The 17,084-nt window shown below is 54.3% G+C and carries 12 protein-coding genes; 7 read left to right on the top strand and 5 right to left on the bottom strand.

Going from position 1 to position 17,084, the window contains the following annotated elements; all coding sequences use genetic code 11:
* Window positions 1-23: 23 nt before the first annotated feature.
* Genes IEN85_RS17965 through IEN85_RS17950 form a run of 4 tightly spaced genes read left to right on the top strand, consistent with a single transcriptional unit; the run spans window position 24 to window position 5,922 of the window.
* Window positions 24-2,012 carry a hypothetical protein gene (locus IEN85_RS17965; protein WP_191618496.1) on the top strand — a complete coding sequence of 663 codons (1,989 nt, stop codon included), beginning with the start codon at window positions 24-26 and terminating at the stop codon, window positions 2,010-2,012.
* Entirely contained in the window at window positions 2,009-3,133 is a 1,125-nt protein-coding gene (locus IEN85_RS17960) for a CgeB family protein (RefSeq protein WP_191618495.1), read from the top strand. The genes IEN85_RS17965 and IEN85_RS17960 overlap by 4 nt, the downstream gene beginning before the upstream one ends.
* Before the next feature lie 5 nt (window positions 3,134-3,138).
* Entirely contained in the window at window positions 3,139-4,722 is a 1,584-nt protein-coding gene (locus IEN85_RS17955; protein WP_191618494.1) for a hypothetical protein, read from the top strand.
* 9 nt (window positions 4,723-4,731) lie between these two features.
* On the top strand, window positions 4,732-5,922 hold the full coding sequence (locus IEN85_RS17950) for a glycosyltransferase family 2 protein (protein WP_191618493.1): 1,191 nt from the start codon (window positions 4,732-4,734) through the stop codon (window positions 5,920-5,922).
* A gap of 283 nt (window positions 5,923-6,205) precedes the next feature.
* On the opposite strand, the gene IEN85_RS17945 is transcribed toward IEN85_RS17950, so the two are convergent.
* The 5 genes from IEN85_RS17945 to IEN85_RS17925 form a co-directional block, all read right to left on the bottom strand.
* Window positions 6,206-7,480 (bottom strand): hypothetical protein, encoded by a 1,275-nt coding sequence (locus tag IEN85_RS17945; protein ID WP_191618492.1) that lies wholly within the window; start codon window positions 7,478-7,480, stop codon window positions 6,206-6,208.
* Window positions 7,477-9,228, bottom strand: coding sequence for a carbamoyltransferase family protein (locus tag IEN85_RS17940; protein WP_191618491.1), 1,752 nt, complete (start codon window positions 9,226-9,228; stop codon window positions 7,477-7,479). Before IEN85_RS17940 ends, IEN85_RS17945 begins: the two co-directional genes overlap by 4 nt.
* Window positions 9,229-9,528: 300 nt before the next feature.
* The gene (locus IEN85_RS17935; RefSeq protein ID WP_191618490.1) at window positions 9,529-10,296 is read right to left on the bottom strand and encodes a class I SAM-dependent methyltransferase; all 768 of its coding nucleotides are present in this window, start codon (window positions 10,294-10,296) and stop codon (window positions 9,529-9,531) included.
* 73 nt (window positions 10,297-10,369) lie between these two features.
* A complete protein-coding gene (locus tag IEN85_RS17930) occupies window positions 10,370-11,404 on the bottom strand; it encodes a glycosyltransferase (protein WP_191618489.1) in 1,035 nt (344 codons plus the stop codon).
* A gap of 333 nt (window positions 11,405-11,737) precedes the next feature.
* Window positions 11,738-12,280, bottom strand: a complete 543-nt coding sequence (locus tag IEN85_RS17925) for a D-glycero-alpha-D-manno-heptose-1,7-bisphosphate 7-phosphatase (RefSeq protein WP_191618488.1) — start codon at window positions 12,278-12,280, stop codon at window positions 11,738-11,740.
* A gap of 132 nt (window positions 12,281-12,412) precedes the next feature.
* On the opposite strand from IEN85_RS17925, the gene galE reads away from it, so the two are divergent.
* From galE to IEN85_RS17910, 3 genes are all read left to right on the top strand, one after another.
* Window positions 12,413-13,405 (top strand): UDP-glucose 4-epimerase GalE, encoded by a 993-nt coding sequence (gene galE, locus IEN85_RS17920; protein ID WP_191618487.1) that lies wholly within the window; start codon window positions 12,413-12,415, stop codon window positions 13,403-13,405.
* A gap of 207 nt (window positions 13,406-13,612) precedes the next feature.
* Entirely contained in the window at window positions 13,613-15,580 is a 1,968-nt protein-coding gene (locus IEN85_RS17915; RefSeq protein ID WP_191618486.1) for a hybrid sensor histidine kinase/response regulator, read from the top strand.
* A 350-nt stretch (window positions 15,581-15,930) separates the two neighbouring features.
* Window positions 15,931-17,073: an IS110 family RNA-guided transposase gene (locus IEN85_RS17910; protein WP_224772532.1), complete on the top strand. Its 1,143-nt coding sequence runs from the start codon at window positions 15,931-15,933 to the stop codon at window positions 17,071-17,073.
* The last annotated feature ends 11 nt before the right edge of the window (window positions 17,074-17,084 follow it).

Below are 17,084 nucleotides of genomic sequence, written 5' to 3'. Positions count from 1 at the left end.
GAGTTCGCCAAAAACAACGTATCATGCCGCCAGACAATTGGAAAGACAGCGAACCTTGGACTTCCCTCTACCGAAAGGATCACAGCGCGAAAGAGCGCCATTTCGCTACTACGCAGGATGGTCAAACCGCTCCCTTGCCTGAGATCTTGGATGCCAACTCCGCCCCGTTCCTAAGTATCCAAAACCCCACTCCGCTACCTGAGCAATTCACCGCGCTCGCCGAGGATTCGGCGACTCCCATCTACACCGACTTTTTCCTAGAGGAATGGGGCGACCCTATCGACCCGCCTTTGGTCGGAAAAATCGCCAAGAGAGGAATCTGCATCGCGACATCTGATAACCGCAAAGCTGGGAGCACCCCCTCATCCGCGCTTTGCGTGATTGACTCCAAACTCTCGAAAAACGCTACCAACGTAGTTGAGACGATTATCTCTTCCGTATTCGTAATCCAACTACCCGATGGCGAACACAGAATCATCACCGCCGAAAACATCGGTCCCTCCACAACTCTGCCCATCCCTCCCGATGGCATAGTACTCGGAATCTCCAACGACACTAGCTTCCTCGTCAGCCTCGCAGCAAAGGCGCACTTGAACAATTGCTCCTTCGCGTGCTGGACCCAAAATACGATTTCCCATCTCAGGATACGCCAACTGGGGTGGCTCCAGATCCCTTACCCGTTCCCCCCACCGAAAGAGGTCAAGATCAGGCAGCTCTCACTTTGTCTCAGGCAAATTTTCGGCCCACTCCCCAGCAAGCCAGCAAGCGCGAACCTAGAAGCGAGAAATCTGCTCTACCGATCCTTCCTCGGCTACCCTTGGCACGGCCCGCAACAAACCGGCTTCGCCCAATCCAGCGCCCTAGCAGGCCTTTGCGCAAGCGCTTCCAGGTCCCCACTGGCCTACCGGCTCCTACTCGGGAACGAGCCACCCGTATCTGCCGCGTGGTACCTGGCTGCCCAAAAAGGAGAGCTGACGAAAGACGAACCAATCCCCCATCCGCCCGTCCAGAAAAAGGGCCATCACGTATTGGCGAATACCATACTTGCGGCCGCCTCGCTAAACGAGGAAACCACCGCAAGACGACTTGCAGAGCACCTCAAATATCTAGGCCAATCCAAACGTCTGGAAATCTCACCCTTGTCCAATGCGATAGCCCAATACCCCTCCATCCCCACCAATCTAGCTTTCAATTCCCTGGATAATATCGAGCCTCTTTCCGCATCCATTTTTCAACTATCAAACATGGCCGCGACAATCGAAGGAGTCGAACTTCCCGCAGACGCGCAACGGCAGATCGCTGCAAGCAGGGCTCTGACAGCGGGCGATTGGGAAAAAGCCGCCACTCAGTGCTCAACGGAAACCGAAGTCGGTCAAGTCCTCAAAGCAGCGCTTTTTCCGGAAAGCATAAACGCCCCACTGAACAAACAAGCTCCTCGGACCGCGCTGCTGAACGCGACCAAAGCCTTTCTTGAGTCCACAAGCGCTCAGTTCCCCAACCTACTGGCGACCTACGCCCAATTCCTCGCATGCTTCCCCGACGCGGAAGAATACGCGATCCCGCCCCTGCCCAAAACCCTCGCAGAGGGCGACACCATCACGCTTGTCGCCCACCTCACGCTCTCAGGCCGCTACAGCGAGGCCGCGCCCTTCGCCCGAACCCTCATCGAAAAGCAAAACAGAAACCAAGCACACCCGCCTTTCGTTTTCGAACTAACCTACGGCGACCCAATTTCGTTCGCCAACTCGCTTTTGACGTACGCCGCGTCCGAATCATTCGTCACCTCATCACAACTCCCCGCGCCTGGGTCATTGTTCGACCTGTGGTATATCAGCGCCTCTCTCGACTACGAGAATGCGAATCGGATCCTTGGAAACATCCTCCTGGCCATGAACCTACAGTTCCATCCCCTAGTTGCCGCCAGAAGCAATATCCCGAAAATTAGTTTACCCGAAAATCTGAATACGAAAATCCGCGACATCTTCGCAAGCATCGACCCTGCACTCCTTTGAAAATACTAAAAGTCTGCTCGCTAAACTACTATCCCGTGGTTGCCGATTTCTATCGCAGAAACCTCTGGATCCGCGACCTACCCTACGCCCAACACAAGCAGTTTCTGCTCGATTTCTCGCCAGTCCATCTGAATCGGTTTTCCGAATACATGAGAGGACTGGGGTACGAGTGCGACGAGGTGGTAACCGACCTGGAAAGCCTTCAGTTCCAATGGGCCAAAGAGAACGGCTTCGATTGCCCCCAAGGTGGCTGGCGCATGGAGATCCTCCTCAAGCAAATCGAGACCATCAAACCAGACCTTCTCTACTTCCAAGACATATCCACGCTCCCGCCGGCCATACGAAGACGCCTCAAGAACTACTATCCCTTCCTCAAAGGGACCATCGTCTACAGGGGCTTCCCCATCTACCAACCCGGACTCGAAGACGTCGACTTGCTCTTGACGGGAGCCGCTAACCTCTTGGAAGAGTACAATAAACAAGGAATCGCAGCTCGATTCCTTCCCCATGCTTTCGAAGCTAAAGTCTTGGATAAGGTCGACGCATGGCAGTCTCCTTTCCACGGTCAAAGTTTCGACTTTTCCTTCCTCGGCTACTCCGGGCATGGCGGGTACGGCACCCACCACCGCGACCGGCTAGAGTTCCTCAGAAACCTCCTGCGCGACACCCAACTTGAGTGCTGGCTGGCGGAACAGTCGGAACCAGAGCAATCAAGCGAACCCCCGCTCCCAACGCAGTTCCCAAATCGCTGCCACCCAGGCCTCATGGGACTGGATATGTACCAAGTGCTTCAGCAATCCAAAGTCGTATTCAACAAGCATTCCAGTGCCCATCCGGGCCAGGTCGAAAACATGCGACTCTTCGAAGCGACCGGCATTGGAACCTGCCTGCTCACCGACTACGGAGACAACCTATCGTCCTTGTTCGAACTCGATCACGAACTCGTCGCCTACCATTCCTACGAAGAGTGTATCGAGAAACTGAACTACCTGCTCGACCATCCAAAGGCCAGAGACGATATCGCCAAGGCCGCCCAACGCCGCACCCTGCGCGACCATACTTGGGAACAGAGAGCTGACGCAGTCGACCAATACATAAAGGAAGTATTCAAAAAGGCCTAGCCCCGATGATCCTTTGCTACGACCTGGAAGTAAGCCCGGAAACCTTCGACGTCGCAGGCGCGATCGCCCTCGCCCAAGCCCAGGCCAAAAGCCAATCCAGCGAACTGGAAACGATCGTTCTCATCCCCGGGAAAAAGGCTGGCTTCCGCAGCAACGACGATACCTACCCAATCAACGAACAGAGATGGCGGCTCACCGAACTCGTCCTGCCCCTAATCTCCATCTGCGCTCCCAATTGCTCCGTCCTCAGTTTCAAATCGAGAAATGAAGCCGCCGCCTGGCTCGAGAAATTCTCCCCCAAAAACCAGCGTTACCCGATCGGGTACGATATCGAAAAGCCGCACGCCCAATTTTGCGTGAGCGAATTTTTGGCCGCAGTAAAAGCAGAGCGCACGCTCCCCAAGTGGGAGGCGGACCCACAAGCCCTCAGTATATCCATGGAATGGATACAGAAAAACCTGCCGAAAGCGGCCAAAGGCATTGTCTCCATCACACTGCGGCAAACCCATTCCTTCGCTCCTAGAAACAGCAACATCGAAGAGTGGAAATCAGCAACGACTTGGCTCCAAGCCAGAGGATACGGAGTCATTGTCGTACCTGACACCGAGACCGCAGTTACCGCCATCGACGACTGGCCCAATGAAACGCTTTGGCAAACGCCCTGCTACAACCTAAAGATCCGCCAAGCGCTCTACCAGAGCTGCACGCTCAACCTTTTCGTAAACAACGGCCCCGCCATTCTCTGCTACCAAAGCAACTCCCCCTACCTCTCCTTCAAACTTGTTACCCCGGGAGTAAACGTATCCAACATCGAATACTTCGCCAAAGAGGGGTTTTACCCAACACAGCCCTGGCCACAAAGCAGCGACAAACAGAAATTGGTTTGGGAAGACGACAATTTCCTTACCATCACATCCGCAATCGAAGAATGGGAAGCGGATACCCCCCGCAACTACGACTTCTGGCGCGCCGCGTGCCTCGAAGCGTCCAAAGCCGGTGAAAAACAGAAACTCGCCAGCTACAGCGCCGTCGCAGCTGCATTCTGCCACGATCGCTCCGCCGCCCTCGCCTTAAGAACAGGCGCCATCGCAAGCCTCGGGCGACTCAGCGAGGCGATGCTTATCGTCCTGGCGGCAATTGAAGAAAACCTCGACCCAACGCGCTTTCAACAGGAGCTAAGCCAATGGAAAACCAAAATTCCTGCCGGCAGCTTCGAACTGCTGGAACGCATCCTCTCCAAACAGGCGGCACTGACCAAAGAATCCGGAAAACTCCTATCACTGAGAGAATTGGTCGAAACTCTGCAAAATCAAAAAACCTACCACTCCCTCTACATCTACGGCACCGGCGTAACTGGAGAAAAAGCGTTGAAGTCGCTTCCAAATCCCAATTCCGCCATCGGCTTCAGCGACAGCAATCCGGAACTCCATGGTAAAACACGCCATGGCAAACCGATCGTCGCCCCGCAAACAGCAGTCGACGATCTAGATTCCCAGATACTAATCGCTAGCATGTATGGTGACGAAATCCTGGAATCACTCCTCAAGCGCGGCGTCTCAATTGATCGAATTGCCTTCGCTGACCTCTAGCGATCCTTCATGATGAGCCCAACCCTTTCAATTGTCATTCCCAACTACAACCACGGAACCTACCTCGAGCAGTGTATCCGCTCCCAAATGGGATCCCAGCTTTCGATAGAGATAATCATAGTCGACGACGCCTCGAGCGACAACAGCATCGATGTTATAAAATCCCTACAACTCGACGGCCTTCCGATCCGATTTTTCAAAAACAAGGAACGGCTCGGAGTGGTCCCCACCATGAATCGGGGTATCTCCGAATCAAAGGGAGAGTATATAATTCTGAGAGCCGCTGACGACCTTAGCGAGGCTTCCACATTCTCCCAAGCAATTGAACTACTAGAATCGAATAGGGAAGCGGGCTTGAGCTGCGGTGATCTCGCCTACTTCCTAAACTCTCCCGAGGACGCTGCCGTCGAAACTTTAAGCCTTTCGGCAAGCCCTGCCTACCTTTCGCCAACTCAACTTCACGGAATGCTGGGAACAAGCCCAATCCACTCCCATACCGCCATCTACAGAAAGTCACTTCTCCAACGTCACGGCCTATTCAAATCCGAACATCGCTTTTACTCGGATTGGTACACGACTCTTTGTCTCGCCTGCTCCCACGGAGTTTGCTACCAGCCGAAACCTACCGCATACGCGCGTCTCTGCTCCACCTCATACGCAAACGCCGGATCGAGAAACGCTACCGATCGGGCGACTACCCTTAAAGTTCTGACCGAAGATCTCAGCATTTTGCCTGAACAGTTAAAGACAGATATATATCACTCGAGGGCATTGGACTTTTTTGAGATAGACCCTAAAAACGCTTTCAGTTTCCCTTTCCCTCCCTGCCCCATCCCTGATGACAGGTTCTTTCTAGCAGGCATGGGAGGTACGCTCTATCGTAAACTCAAATCGCTAGACAAGACCCGATTGACTTACCCTGCCTATATCTACGGAGCAGGAGCGCACACCGATATCCTGCTAAAAGCTTGGAATGCACTAAACCTGCCGAAGCCTACCCGAATATGGGTTAGCTCGCTCGAAAATACGAGAACCAGCATTCAAGGAATAGAAGTGCGCAAGTTCGGAGACGCCTTCGACAAAATAGGCACGATCATAATCTCCTCGAAATCCTACGAACCGGAAATGCTATCAACAGCTTCAACCCGATTCCCAAACATACCAATCATCACATTTTGGGGATCCGGAGACAAAACGTAAATGATACAAGGACTAGGACTTACCTTGTTTTGTCCGATCCTTTTCGGCTCGCCGCTTAAATCTATAGAAACGAGAGAACAGACGATATAAACGATTTAGCCAACTAGAGCTCATTGCATCGTGTAGACAAACGGTGAAATCTTTCCGCCGGTTCCCGATCGTTCGACCCTAGCCAGCCAAGGACTCGCCGCTAATACAAATACTCCCGCGAAAAACTTGCCGCCTTTGATCAGGGACAGTCCGACTCTAATATACTTCCAAATACCTTTTTTCATCTCCTTCTCTATCTGTCATTTTGGTCAAACCAACGCTTGTACTCTTCCGCTACCATTTGATCGCCTTCGGGACGCAAGTGCACGAAATCAGCAAAGAGCGACTCGTCTCCCCGTTCGCTCATAGATGCTCGAAAGTCCAGGTCATCCGAGAATCCATGCTCATCCCTCAACCTTAAATAAGTCTCAAACAAAAAACCCATTCGCTCGAAATAAGGCCGCATAGGGTTTCGCTTCGTCCAGCTTACGCACACTCGCCTCTCCCAAGCCGTAAGCGTCGCCTTTTGACTAAGGAAAGGCTGGAAAGCCGAAATAAAACGGGCGCCAGAGCGCTCGACCACAGAGCGAAACTGCGCCTTTCGCTCGAGGTAGCTCTCGACAATTCCCTTAGGAAAATTCGTCACACGAAAAAAGCGCTCCGAATGCTCCTTCGCCGCCTCCTCCCTTCCCTCCAAGAGAAACGGCCAGAGCTCCAAGTTCTCCTGAAAGACAATCGAATGCTTCTCCATAAGCAACTTGTCGCTATTGCACCCGTAAGCGAGGTCATTGAACCCATCGTGAGCGATTACGAAATCCGGCTGCAAGCGTTCGGCATAAAGCAAATAACTAAACATTTCATTTAGCATTACATGCCCATGCATCCCGAAATTATACACTCGGTATCGCAAGCCATCGCGTGGCGATTCGTTTAATAGGATCTCCAAACGGGCCGCGAACATCTCGTCCTGAAGGCAATTCATGCTAAACGCCGCCGAGCCCCCAAACACACAAACGACCTTCTCCTTCGTTCGATCACGCTTCGATACCTCGACCAAATCGTCGGGCACGCGAAATCCCATCTCATTGACTCTTCCCACAGCAGAGTCGCGATAGAGATACCCATAGGGAAAATAATAGAATTGGTCCCGATCTGCAGTCGCCCTAGAAAAATGGTGCTCGTCCTCGGCCTTGAGAAGCTCCCTCGACTTCTCATTCAAGGCTTCCAACCGACCTGCCCAAGAAAACGCGAATCCAAACTGCTCAAGGCCAAGCCCCACTCCCTTGCCCAATCGAACACGGGTATCCGGAATGTAGTAAAGCAACGCGTCATAGTGAGATACAGCAGCCTCCTTGAAAACCTCGACAGCGCAGCCCAAAGCCTCGCTGTAAGTTTCGACAAGGGCTGCCGTCGTCAACACCGTCTCGATCTCATAGTCGAACCCGTACTGGTCAAGCGACCTGCGAGCCCGCTTGACCTCACTCTCGCCAATCCCATCGCCACAAAGCGCCAAGGCGATTCGCATCATCGAGCTTTCCTCACTATCCAGTTTTCCATTACCAACATATCCATGTCGCTCCATTCGAAAGTACGCATCGCATCCGCCGGCTCAGTCACGATTGGCTCCCCTTTCAAATTGAAAGAAGTATTGATGACGATCGGTATTCCCGACTTCGCCTCCACCGCTTTAATCAATCGATAAAATCTCCCGTTCCATTCCTCGCGGACCAATTGCACACGTGCCGACCCGTCGATATGGGTAACAGCCGGAATCAAAGCCCTCTTCTCCGGCCTGACCTTTTGAACCGAAAGCATGAACGATTCCGGACCTTCCAGAAAATCCTCGCCGGCGAGCTCAAAATACTCTTTGGAACGATGAGGTAAAACCGCCGGCGCAAACGGCCGAAACGGCTCACGAAACTTGATCTTCCTATTTATCACCTCCTGCATATCCGGGTGGGCCGCATTTCCTAAAATGCTCCGGTTCCCCAGAGCCCTAGGCCCCCATTCGAAACGACCTTGAAACCAGCCAACGACTTCGTTGGATACGATGGCCTCCGCCACTGCATCCAAAAGCTCCGACTCGTCGTCATAACGACAAGCCACGCAATCCGGATTCGACGCGATCGCGGCTTCTATGAATCCGTCTCCGTAGTCCTTTCCCAAATACGGCCCGTCCATCGAACAGCGACGATCCCCCTTCAAGAAACGCTTGTATCCAAGAAGCGCGGCCCCCACCGCACCGCCTGCATCGCCACTGGCAGGATGTATCGAAAGCGGGCAACCCAACTCCCGCTGCAGCCTGCCGTTAGCCAGCGAATTGAGAGCTACTCCCCCTCCAAGACACAACGAGGAGCTTCCCGTCATCTCCATCGCCCCTCTCGCGACATGAAGGATGATCTCCTCCGTCACTTTTTGCAGCGACGCAGCGATGTCCGCATATCGCTGGTTCTCACCAAGGGCAACAGGAGCGTCTACCTCCTCCTTGAAAAAGGGCGAATCCTGCTCGCGGCTCGGCCCCAGCAGCTCCTCCAACCATCCATTATAGCTTCTCTCGATCGGCGTAAGGAAATTGAAGCAACGCTGGTCGATAGTAAAACGACCACCATCCTGAAACGCTACGAGCGAACGTATCTTGTCGAAAAAGCGAGGCTCTCCAAATCCGGCCATCCCCATCACCTTATACTCATCTTCATTAACCTTGAAGCCTAGGTAAGAAGTGAACGCGCTGTAGAACAAGCCAAGCGAATCAGGCAATGGCTGCGAAACCAACTTCGTCAACCGATCCCCGTCGCCATGCGATATCGTCATCACCTCGTGCTCGCCCACTCCATCCAAGGTGACGACAGCTGCATCAGAGAACGGAGATAGATAGTACGCCGCAGCCGCATGAGACTCATGATGCTTCACCGCCTTAACCTTGCGCCGCGGTAATACCAGTCTCTCGCGTATCTCCCTGAGTGGATCAAATTTCCGGTCCTTCACCCAAATTCTCAATGCGTTTTCCAGAAACCCCCTCCCCAAAGGATAATGCTCAAAACTACTCGAAACGATTCGGTCAAACTTCTCTTTCCAGTCTTCGTAGTAAACAACGAGATCAACCTCGCCCACTCCTCCCGCAAAGCTGAGGCAGTATTCGATGGCTCGCATCGGAAACGCAGAATCGTTCTTCACCCTGCTAAAACGTTCCTCCTGCGCAGCTACGACAAGAGCTCCATCGACCACCAAAGCAGCTGCAGAATCATGGTACCCATATGCAATCCCTAACACCTTCATACAACTAAACTAAGAACTCATGCTCCATCGTTAGAATACAGGAGTCATAAAAACCCATCTTCAAAAGCTGATCGCGAATACACTCCTCATGTATAGACGCTATACAAATATACTTTGGCTTCAATCCTCTTATATCATCAGGGCCATAGACAGAAACTCCACAAAAGAGCCCGCCTTTTTTCCTAGGATCATTATCTATAAAGCCAACGACCTCGAACGACCTCGAAAGGTGCTGAAACGCATGCCGCCCGCCTTCTCCAGCCCCAAAAACGACGACCCGTTCAAACGATTGTCGCAGCACTACAAACGCCCTCCATCCGATTCTCTGGACAACTCGCTCTGCCATACGCTTTGATAGTGGCTTTGCTGAGGAACGACATTGCAAGTCGCTCCGGGACTCTTCGTGGCTACACAGAAAATAGCATATCCATGACCATCTCCCGAATCTAGCTTACCTTCGATTCCGTATCGGAAAGCAGGCCAATAATCTGCCACCCAATACGGAGCATCCGCATCCGTAAGGCTGTGCCGTAGCACCTGCAGCGTATCCACCGAATAGCCATTCGCCGCGTAATAATCTAAAAAGAAAGCACACGAAAACTGGTAGAACCCATGCTCCATATAATTCGAGGACGGGGCGAACGCATGAATAATACGCCCATTTGTATTCAAAAACTGGTGAATATTCGAAAGCGCATTGGGCAGGTGAAAAACATGCTCCAACGTACCGCCATTAAGGACGACATCATATCCCTCCCGGTGCTCCTCGGGAAATTCGCTAGAATTCAAATCGAAGACGATTTCAGCCCCTTCAAAATCGGATTGGTCCAATGAGCTGCAACTCTCGAAACCTAAGGACTTCATCAAATACGACATGGAGAGGTAATCCTTCGACCGGAGTGACTTCTTCCGCGCGAGTTCCGGTTCACCGGCAATATCGCGCAGCTCAAACCGGCAATGCTTCGCCATTTCACTTAATTCAGCCTGGCCAAATCGAATGTCTTGCTCTCCCAACGAAAGTAGCCGCCCCTCAAAAGAACGACGTTTCGCCTCGTTCACCAACATCATGGTACTCTGTATCGTTAACGCCATTATATAGATTCTTTGCTATTCAAAGGTTTTTCCATTTAAGCAAGAGCAGTTAGATGGGAGCTGAAATCCCTGACCGCCTTAAAAAGCTGCCCAGCGCCTCTTGAGCAGCAACAAGCCCATAAACGCTCAACAGATGATCTCGAGCTTCCACTGACAACAACTTCCAATCGCGGGCCGCATAGCTACGTTTGCAATCCAAAAGAGCATCAGCAATCTGCCTCGGCGAAGAATACCCGCACTTTTGCTCAGGTGCAAAAAAGTCGGGCACGCTACAAAACAATTGATCCACTTCCTCATGGGCGATCTCCTCGAAACAGCCCCGCCGCAATAGGCTCCTGTGCCCACCCCAATCGTTCACGATAACAGGCAGTCCTGCCCTCACCGCCTCCGCGACCGGCAAGCCCAAGCCCTCACCCAAGCTCGCGCTCACATACGCGTCGAAGTCTGAGTATCGCCCCAAAAGCTGCGGGCGCGAATAACACTCCTTGACGATCTCAATATCACTCCGCGGAGATTCCCAATCGCAAGCCTCGCTCGTCTTTATCGTCAATCTTGCTTCAGAGTCGTCGGGAAAAGCTAGGAGGTAAGCTTCCAAAAGCAGATGCCATCCCTTACGAAAATGCGGTTCTCCCACCGAATAATATCGAAATGGCTTCTCCGCAACCCAGGCCTCCTTCATAGCAATCTCTTCCAGATCCAAAGGTGGCTTCACTGGAAAAACCGGTACGCCCAGACCACTCCGTGCCAACGTTTCGGATACGAATTCGCTTACCGCCCAAATCGCGTCGAACTTGCTCAATTGCCCAACCCACGCCCTCGGATAACGACTCCATTCATGGACAGGCACGGCTACGTTAAAGAAACGAGGTAGAGGGGACCAGTTCCCCCCCAACAAATGATGTACGACAAACGCATAATCATCATGGGGCAAATGGCCCTCCTCGATCGTTTCCCCCCTGCCAAGAAAAAGCTCGTCCACAGAAAAGCCCAACGATTCCAGCAGCTTCCGATAGTATTCGCTTACAATCGAGTAACTTCCAACACCTTTGGCAGTCAGCAACAGGATTCTATCTTTTCTAATCATCTCTGGGCGATTGCAATTCAAACGACGGGACGAGCTCGACCCCTGAAAAATCACCAAAGATCTCCAGTGACAACTCCATCCAATTCCCATTCGTTTCCAGTCTTCCGAGTTTTTTGAGATGACTGGCCCTTGCTCATGAACTCCACGGTCTCGGGTTTAAAATTGATTTCAAGGGGCATCATCGCTTCATTGAGCGTTCGATGAACTGGCTAGGCAATAGCGAATTCGACAGGGGAATATCAGCGAGACGATCCGCCAAGCGCCGTGGAGCCAATTTTCTGTGCCTTTTGCTCACGTAGGGACTAACTGGAGGCAAAAACAACAGAGCTAGGCCTAGAAACAATCAGCCACAAACGCCTCGAGCGAAACGGCCTCAACTACCCACGCTGGCAACACCCCCCGATCTTCTTCAGCCGAAGGGAGCAAGACAGAATTCACACCAGCATTTTTTCCTGTCCACGCATCCGACAACCGATCCCCCACCATGAAACATCTCTCCGGATCGAGCTTTCGCTTTTCAATCTGCTCCAATAAATACCTTGGACTCGGTTTGCGGTAGCTGTCCTCGCGAGCCGTATCTGGACTTTCAGTGGCAATGCAAATCCCATCAAAAAATGAGGAATCCATCCCCAATAGTTCAAACATCCGTCGATTCACATCCTCCACCGCATCGAGCTCGAAATAACCACGTCCTACACCTGATTGGTTCGTAACCAAAAAAAGAGAGCACCCAGCTAACTTCGCCCGCTGCAATGCGTTTCCAACGCCAGGCAACAACTCGACCTGGTCGGGATCATGCAAATAATGGACCCAACGAATCAATGTTCCATCGCGATCCAAGAAAAGGGCTTGAGGAATGGCACTGCTGCTTTTCAACGTCCTTCTCGATCTCGTGATCTTACTTCCTAGTCAATACGAACCGCCCCAAAACCTACACTTCCATTCAAAAGCGGGTCAGACGCTCCTTTACGCTCGATATAGGACTGCGACTCCTCACAGTTTCGCCCCATGAACGTACTCGTAGTAGGAGGAGCTGGCTACATCGGAAGCCATTGCGTGCGCCAACTGCAGGTCGCTGGGCACACCCCCATCGTCCTCGATAACCTCGTCAAGGGGCACAAGGACTCGATCCCCGAAGGCGTCACCTTCCACGAAGTCGACCTCGCCGACTCCCCCAAGGTTGTCGATATCCTCAAAAAGGAAGCCATCGACATCGTCATGCACTTCGCCGCCTTCATCGAAGTGGGCGAATCCATGCAGGACCCGCTCAAGCACTACGAAAACAACGTCGCAAAAACCGTTTCCCTGCTCAAATCCATGCGCGAGGCCGGGGTCAACAAGTTCGTCTTCTCCTCCTCCTGCACCGTGCTGGGCGAGGAAGCGGAGCCTCCCTTCGACGAGACCATGCCCCTGCGCCCCATCAGCGCCTACGGCCAGACCAAGGCCGACGTTGAGGTCATCCTCAACTACTGCACCAAGGCCTACGGAATGAGCGCCGCAATCTTCCGCTACTTCAACGCCTCCGGCGCCGCGGAAGGAGGCATCATCGGCGAGGACCACTCTCCTGAGACCCACCTCATTCCCATCGCCATCCAGGTCGCCCTCGGCCAACGCGAAAAGATGATGGTCTTCGGCAACGACTATCCCACCCCAGACGGCACCTGCCTGCGCGACTACGTGCACGTGGACGACCTTTCCCGCGCCCACATCGCCGCATTCCCGCTGCTGGAAGAAAACGGCAAACTGCTCACCTACAACCTCGGCACCGGCACCCCCGCCAGCGTGCTCGAGATCATCAAAACGGTTGAGGAGGTCTCCGGCCGCCCCGTCCCATACGACCTCGCGCCCAAGCGGGCTGGCGATGTGCCGGCCGCCTACGCCGACAGCGCCAAGGCCAAGTCAGAGCTCAACTGGACGCCCCAGTACGGCACCATACGCAGCATCATCGAGACCGCTTGGGCTTGGCACCAGTCCCATCCCCACGGATACGAGGACGCTTAGATCCCGGCCGGCCGCGCCGGAGGCATCGCAACCGACTACCCTTGTAGTCTCCCCCCAACTACAAGGGCTCTCCGGCTCCCGCAGCCGAACATGTGCAATCCACGTTTAGGTAGAATCGCCAAAACGCGCATTGTTGCATTTTTCCATCACGTTTCCAACAGTACCGATTCCTTGAGCCCAACCTCCCGAATCAACGAATCCAACGCCATGTCGAAACCCGAACCTTCCGCCAACCACGACGCGGAAGATTCCCAGGGAGTCCAGAGCCTCGCCGACTCCATCCTGGAGTTTTCGAGCGAGGGAATCATCGTAATCGATCGAACCGGACGCATCCAAAAGGCCAACAAGCAAGCCCTCCAGTCGCTCGCGACCGACGCCGCCTCCATCGTCGGAGCCTCCATCAGCGAGGTCTTCCTCGCCACGGATCCCAAGAACGGCCAGTCCATCAACCTCGCCGACGAGCGCTACCGCAATCCCCAGCTGGCCCACGCCCAAGCAAACCTCCACACCCCCAACGGCAACGTCCTGCCCGTCAGCTTCCACCTCAAGCCCAACACCAACCGCCAACGCCCAGAGCTGTCCGGCGCCCTGCTCTTCTTCAAGGACCTCAGCCAAACCGTCACCACCGAGAACCAAATCCGCCTTATCGCCACCGCCCTCAAGAGCATCGGCGAAGGCGTTCTCATCACCGACACCAACTGGGAACGCGGCGAAGCCCGCATCCTCTACACCAACGATGGCTTCACCCAGATCACCGGCTACAGCGACATCGAGGTCATCGGCAAGCCCATCTCCCTCCTCAACGGCCCCGCCACCGACGAGTCCGTCATCGAGGAAATGGTCAAGGACATCCAGTCCGGCCAACCCGCAGCCGGCGAAACCGTCGGCTACAAGAAGGACGGCGCCGAATTCATCATCGCCTGGAAAGCCTTCCCGGTGCACGGCCCTCACGGCGAGGTCTCGAACTACGTCGTCATCCAACGCGACGTCTCCCACATCCGCCGCCTCGAACAAGACCTCTTCCAGTCCCAGAAGATGGAAGCCGTCGGACGCCTCGCCGGAGGAATCGCCCACGACTTCAACAACATCCTCGCCGTCATCCTTTCCTTCTCCGATCTCGTCATCGACAAGATAGACGACGCCGACCCCAACAAGAAATTCATCTCCGAGATCCGCAAGGCCGCCGAACGCGCCGCCGACCTCACCCAACAGCTCCTCTCCTTCTCGCGCCGCAACAAGAACCTCAAGCCCGAGGTCCTCGACGCCATCAAGGTCACCCGCGACATGCAGAAGATCCTGCGTCGCCTCGTACCGGAAAACATCCAGTACAACCTCCGCTTCTCCGACACCCCCATTTGGGTCAACATCAACCGGACCGCCCTCGAGCAGATCCTCATCAACTTCACCACCAACGCCCGCGACGCCATGCCCGACGGCGGCCAGATGGAGCTCTCCATGGTCAGTTGCGAATCCGACCAAGCCGAAGTCCTCCTGCCCGACTACATGGACGCCAAGCCCTACCTCGTGCTCAGTTTCCAGGACACCGGCACCGGCATCGACCCCGAAACCCAAAAGCGGATCTTCGAGCCCTTCTTTACCACCAAGGAGCAAGGCAAAGGCACCGGCCTCGGGCTCGCCACCGTCTACGGCATCGTCAAGCAGGCCAACGGACACATCGAAGTCGCCTCCGAAAAAGGCAAAGGCACCCGCTTCCGCATCTTCCTCCCCATCGTCGCCAGCAAGAGCTCGGAGGACGAAAGCTCCGACGACGGCCTTCCGGAAAACTTCACCTCCAGCGAGCGCGAGTCCATCCTCGTAGTGGAAGACGACGAGACCATGTGCGACTGCATCTCCGGCCTCCTCGGACTCTACAACTACCAGGTGTACTCCACCAATTCCGCCGAGGACGCCCTCGACTTCTTCGAAGAGTCCCACGAGGACATCAAGCTCCTCATCACCGACCTCATTCTCCCCAAGATGCGCGGCTCCGAGCTGGCCGAGCGCCTCACCAAAAAGAACAAGGACATGAAGGTCATCGTCATGACCGGGTACTCCGAGGAGCTCCTCTCCCAGTTCGACATCCCCGAGGACGCCATCCTGCTGAAAAAGCCCTTCGCCCTCAAGGCAGCCCTCTCCGCCGTACAAAAGCTCCTCGCCTCCAACAAGGCCGAGTAGCGGCCGCGGTGCGATCAAAACTGCGTGCTGTATTCGCGAGGGTAGGGCTGTCTGGCCCAGACAGCCGCGTTGCAGGATCATTAATCCACGGCAGACTGGGCCAGTCCGCCCTACCCGGCACCGATTAAATCCCCATCTGCGCCAATCTGTGATCTGCGGTTAAAAAACAAGCCTTCACCCTCATTCATGTCTCCCTGATGTCTCCTCGGCATACAACTCCCACAGATTTCAAAGACCTCAGCGTACTCCGCGTCCTTGTAGGTTCCCCACCATTGATTTCCAGCTTTTTGAGCCCTTCCGAGAATGAGTCCATAACTCGTCGGAGGAAGGGCTCGAAAAGCCCTCTGCAAATGGCATTTTCAGAGGATGCCAGGATCGTTCGAACCGGCGGCCACCGGTCCGAACGCGTTTCGAGTGAGATCAATCTGCGTCCGGAGCCCTCATTGAGCGAGCTCAGCGCTGAGCAGCGATCCCTCGAAGCGACCTGGCTTGGATATCAAACAGTTGAAAGAGCCCGTCATCAAAGACGCGAGCTCACCTCTACAAGACAGATACAAGCCATGAATCCCACCGAATACGACATTATCGCAATCGACATATCGAAAGATACACTTGAAGCGCTCAGCGACAAGCGAAGTTTCAGCGTATCCAACAAAGCAGACGCCCTTAGCGAGCTGACCGACCACATCGCCACCTTCAAGACGCCCTTGGCCGTCTTCGAGGCGACCGGCGGATACGAGCGAATCCTCATGCAGCAACTCCTCGCCAAGGGCCTCCCCTTCGCCAGGGTCAACCCGGCTCGAGTGCGACACTACGCCAAGAGCGAGGGGGTCAAGGCAAAGACCGACCCCATCGACGCGCGCATGATTCGCAACTTCGCGAAAGAGAAGAACATACGACCCCAAACGCCTCCCTGCGAAAAACGCCAGCAGCTCGCCGCCCTGCTCGACCGCAGAAGCCATCTGAGCGAACAGCTAAGCCGCGAGAAAAACCGGCGGCAAAACAGCGATCCTCTCATCCACCCATCCATCGAGCGCATGATCGCGATCGTGCAGAACGAGCTTGAGACGATCGAAGAGGACATCAGGGAGCTCGTCCAAAGCGACGCGAAGATGCGCTCCCAGCAAGGCATCGCCCTCTCGGTCTGCGGCGTGGGCGAAGTCACGGCTTGGACCCTGCTCGCGCACCTCAGCGAGATCGAGTCCCTCAACAGGAACCAGATCGTCGCCTTGGCTGGAATCGCCCCCTTCAACGACGACAGCGGAAAGACCAAGAAGAAAAGACGCATCCAAGAGGGTAGAGCCAAAGTCAGACGGTGCCTCTACATGGCGACCAAAACTGCTGCGGTGCACAACGAAGTGATAAGACCTTACGTCCAGAAGCTCAGGGACAAGGGCAAGCCGTACAAGTGCGCCATCGTCGCTGGAATGAGGAAGATGCTCATACACATACAAAGCCTGTTCAAAAAACTTAACTTACAGCTTGCTCAGTGACACAGTTGCTC

This window comes from Pelagicoccus enzymogenes (assembly GCF_014803405.1).
GTDB classification, from domain to species: domain Bacteria; phylum Verrucomicrobiota; class Verrucomicrobiia; order Opitutales; family Opitutaceae; genus Pelagicoccus; species Pelagicoccus enzymogenes.
Note: the sequence above shows the minus strand (reverse complement) of the source record. Positions and strands in the feature narration are given on the sequence as shown.

Coding starts and splice junctions, on each gene's coding strand:
- IEN85_RS17965 (WP_191618496.1), top strand. CDS start 24: ATGCCGCCAGACAATTGGAAAGACAGCGAACCTTGGACTTCCCTCTAC.
- IEN85_RS17955 (WP_191618494.1), top strand. CDS start 3,139: ATGATCCTTTGCTACGACCTGGAAGTAAGCCCGGAAACCTTCGACGTC.
- IEN85_RS17950 (WP_191618493.1), top strand. CDS start 4,732: ATGATGAGCCCAACCCTTTCAATTGTCATTCCCAACTACAACCACGGA.
- IEN85_RS17945 (WP_191618492.1), bottom strand. CDS start 7,480: ATGATGCGAATCGCCTTGGCGCTTTGTGGCGATGGGATTGGCGAGAGT.
- IEN85_RS17940 (WP_191618491.1), bottom strand. CDS start 9,228: ATGAAGGTGTTAGGGATTGCATATGGGTACCATGATTCTGCAGCTGCT.
- IEN85_RS17935 (WP_191618490.1), bottom strand. CDS start 10,296: ATGATGTTGGTGAACGAGGCGAAACGTCGTTCTTTTGAGGGGCGGCTA.
- IEN85_RS17930 (WP_191618489.1), bottom strand. CDS start 11,404: ATGATTAGAAAAGATAGAATCCTGTTGCTGACTGCCAAAGGTGTTGGA.
- galE (WP_191618487.1), top strand. CDS start 12,413: ATGAACGTACTCGTAGTAGGAGGAGCTGGCTACATCGGAAGCCATTGC.
- IEN85_RS17915 (WP_191618486.1), top strand. CDS start 13,613: ATGTCGAAACCCGAACCTTCCGCCAACCACGACGCGGAAGATTCCCAG.
- IEN85_RS17910 (WP_224772532.1), top strand. CDS start 15,931: ATGGCATTTTCAGAGGATGCCAGGATCGTTCGAACCGGCGGCCACCGG.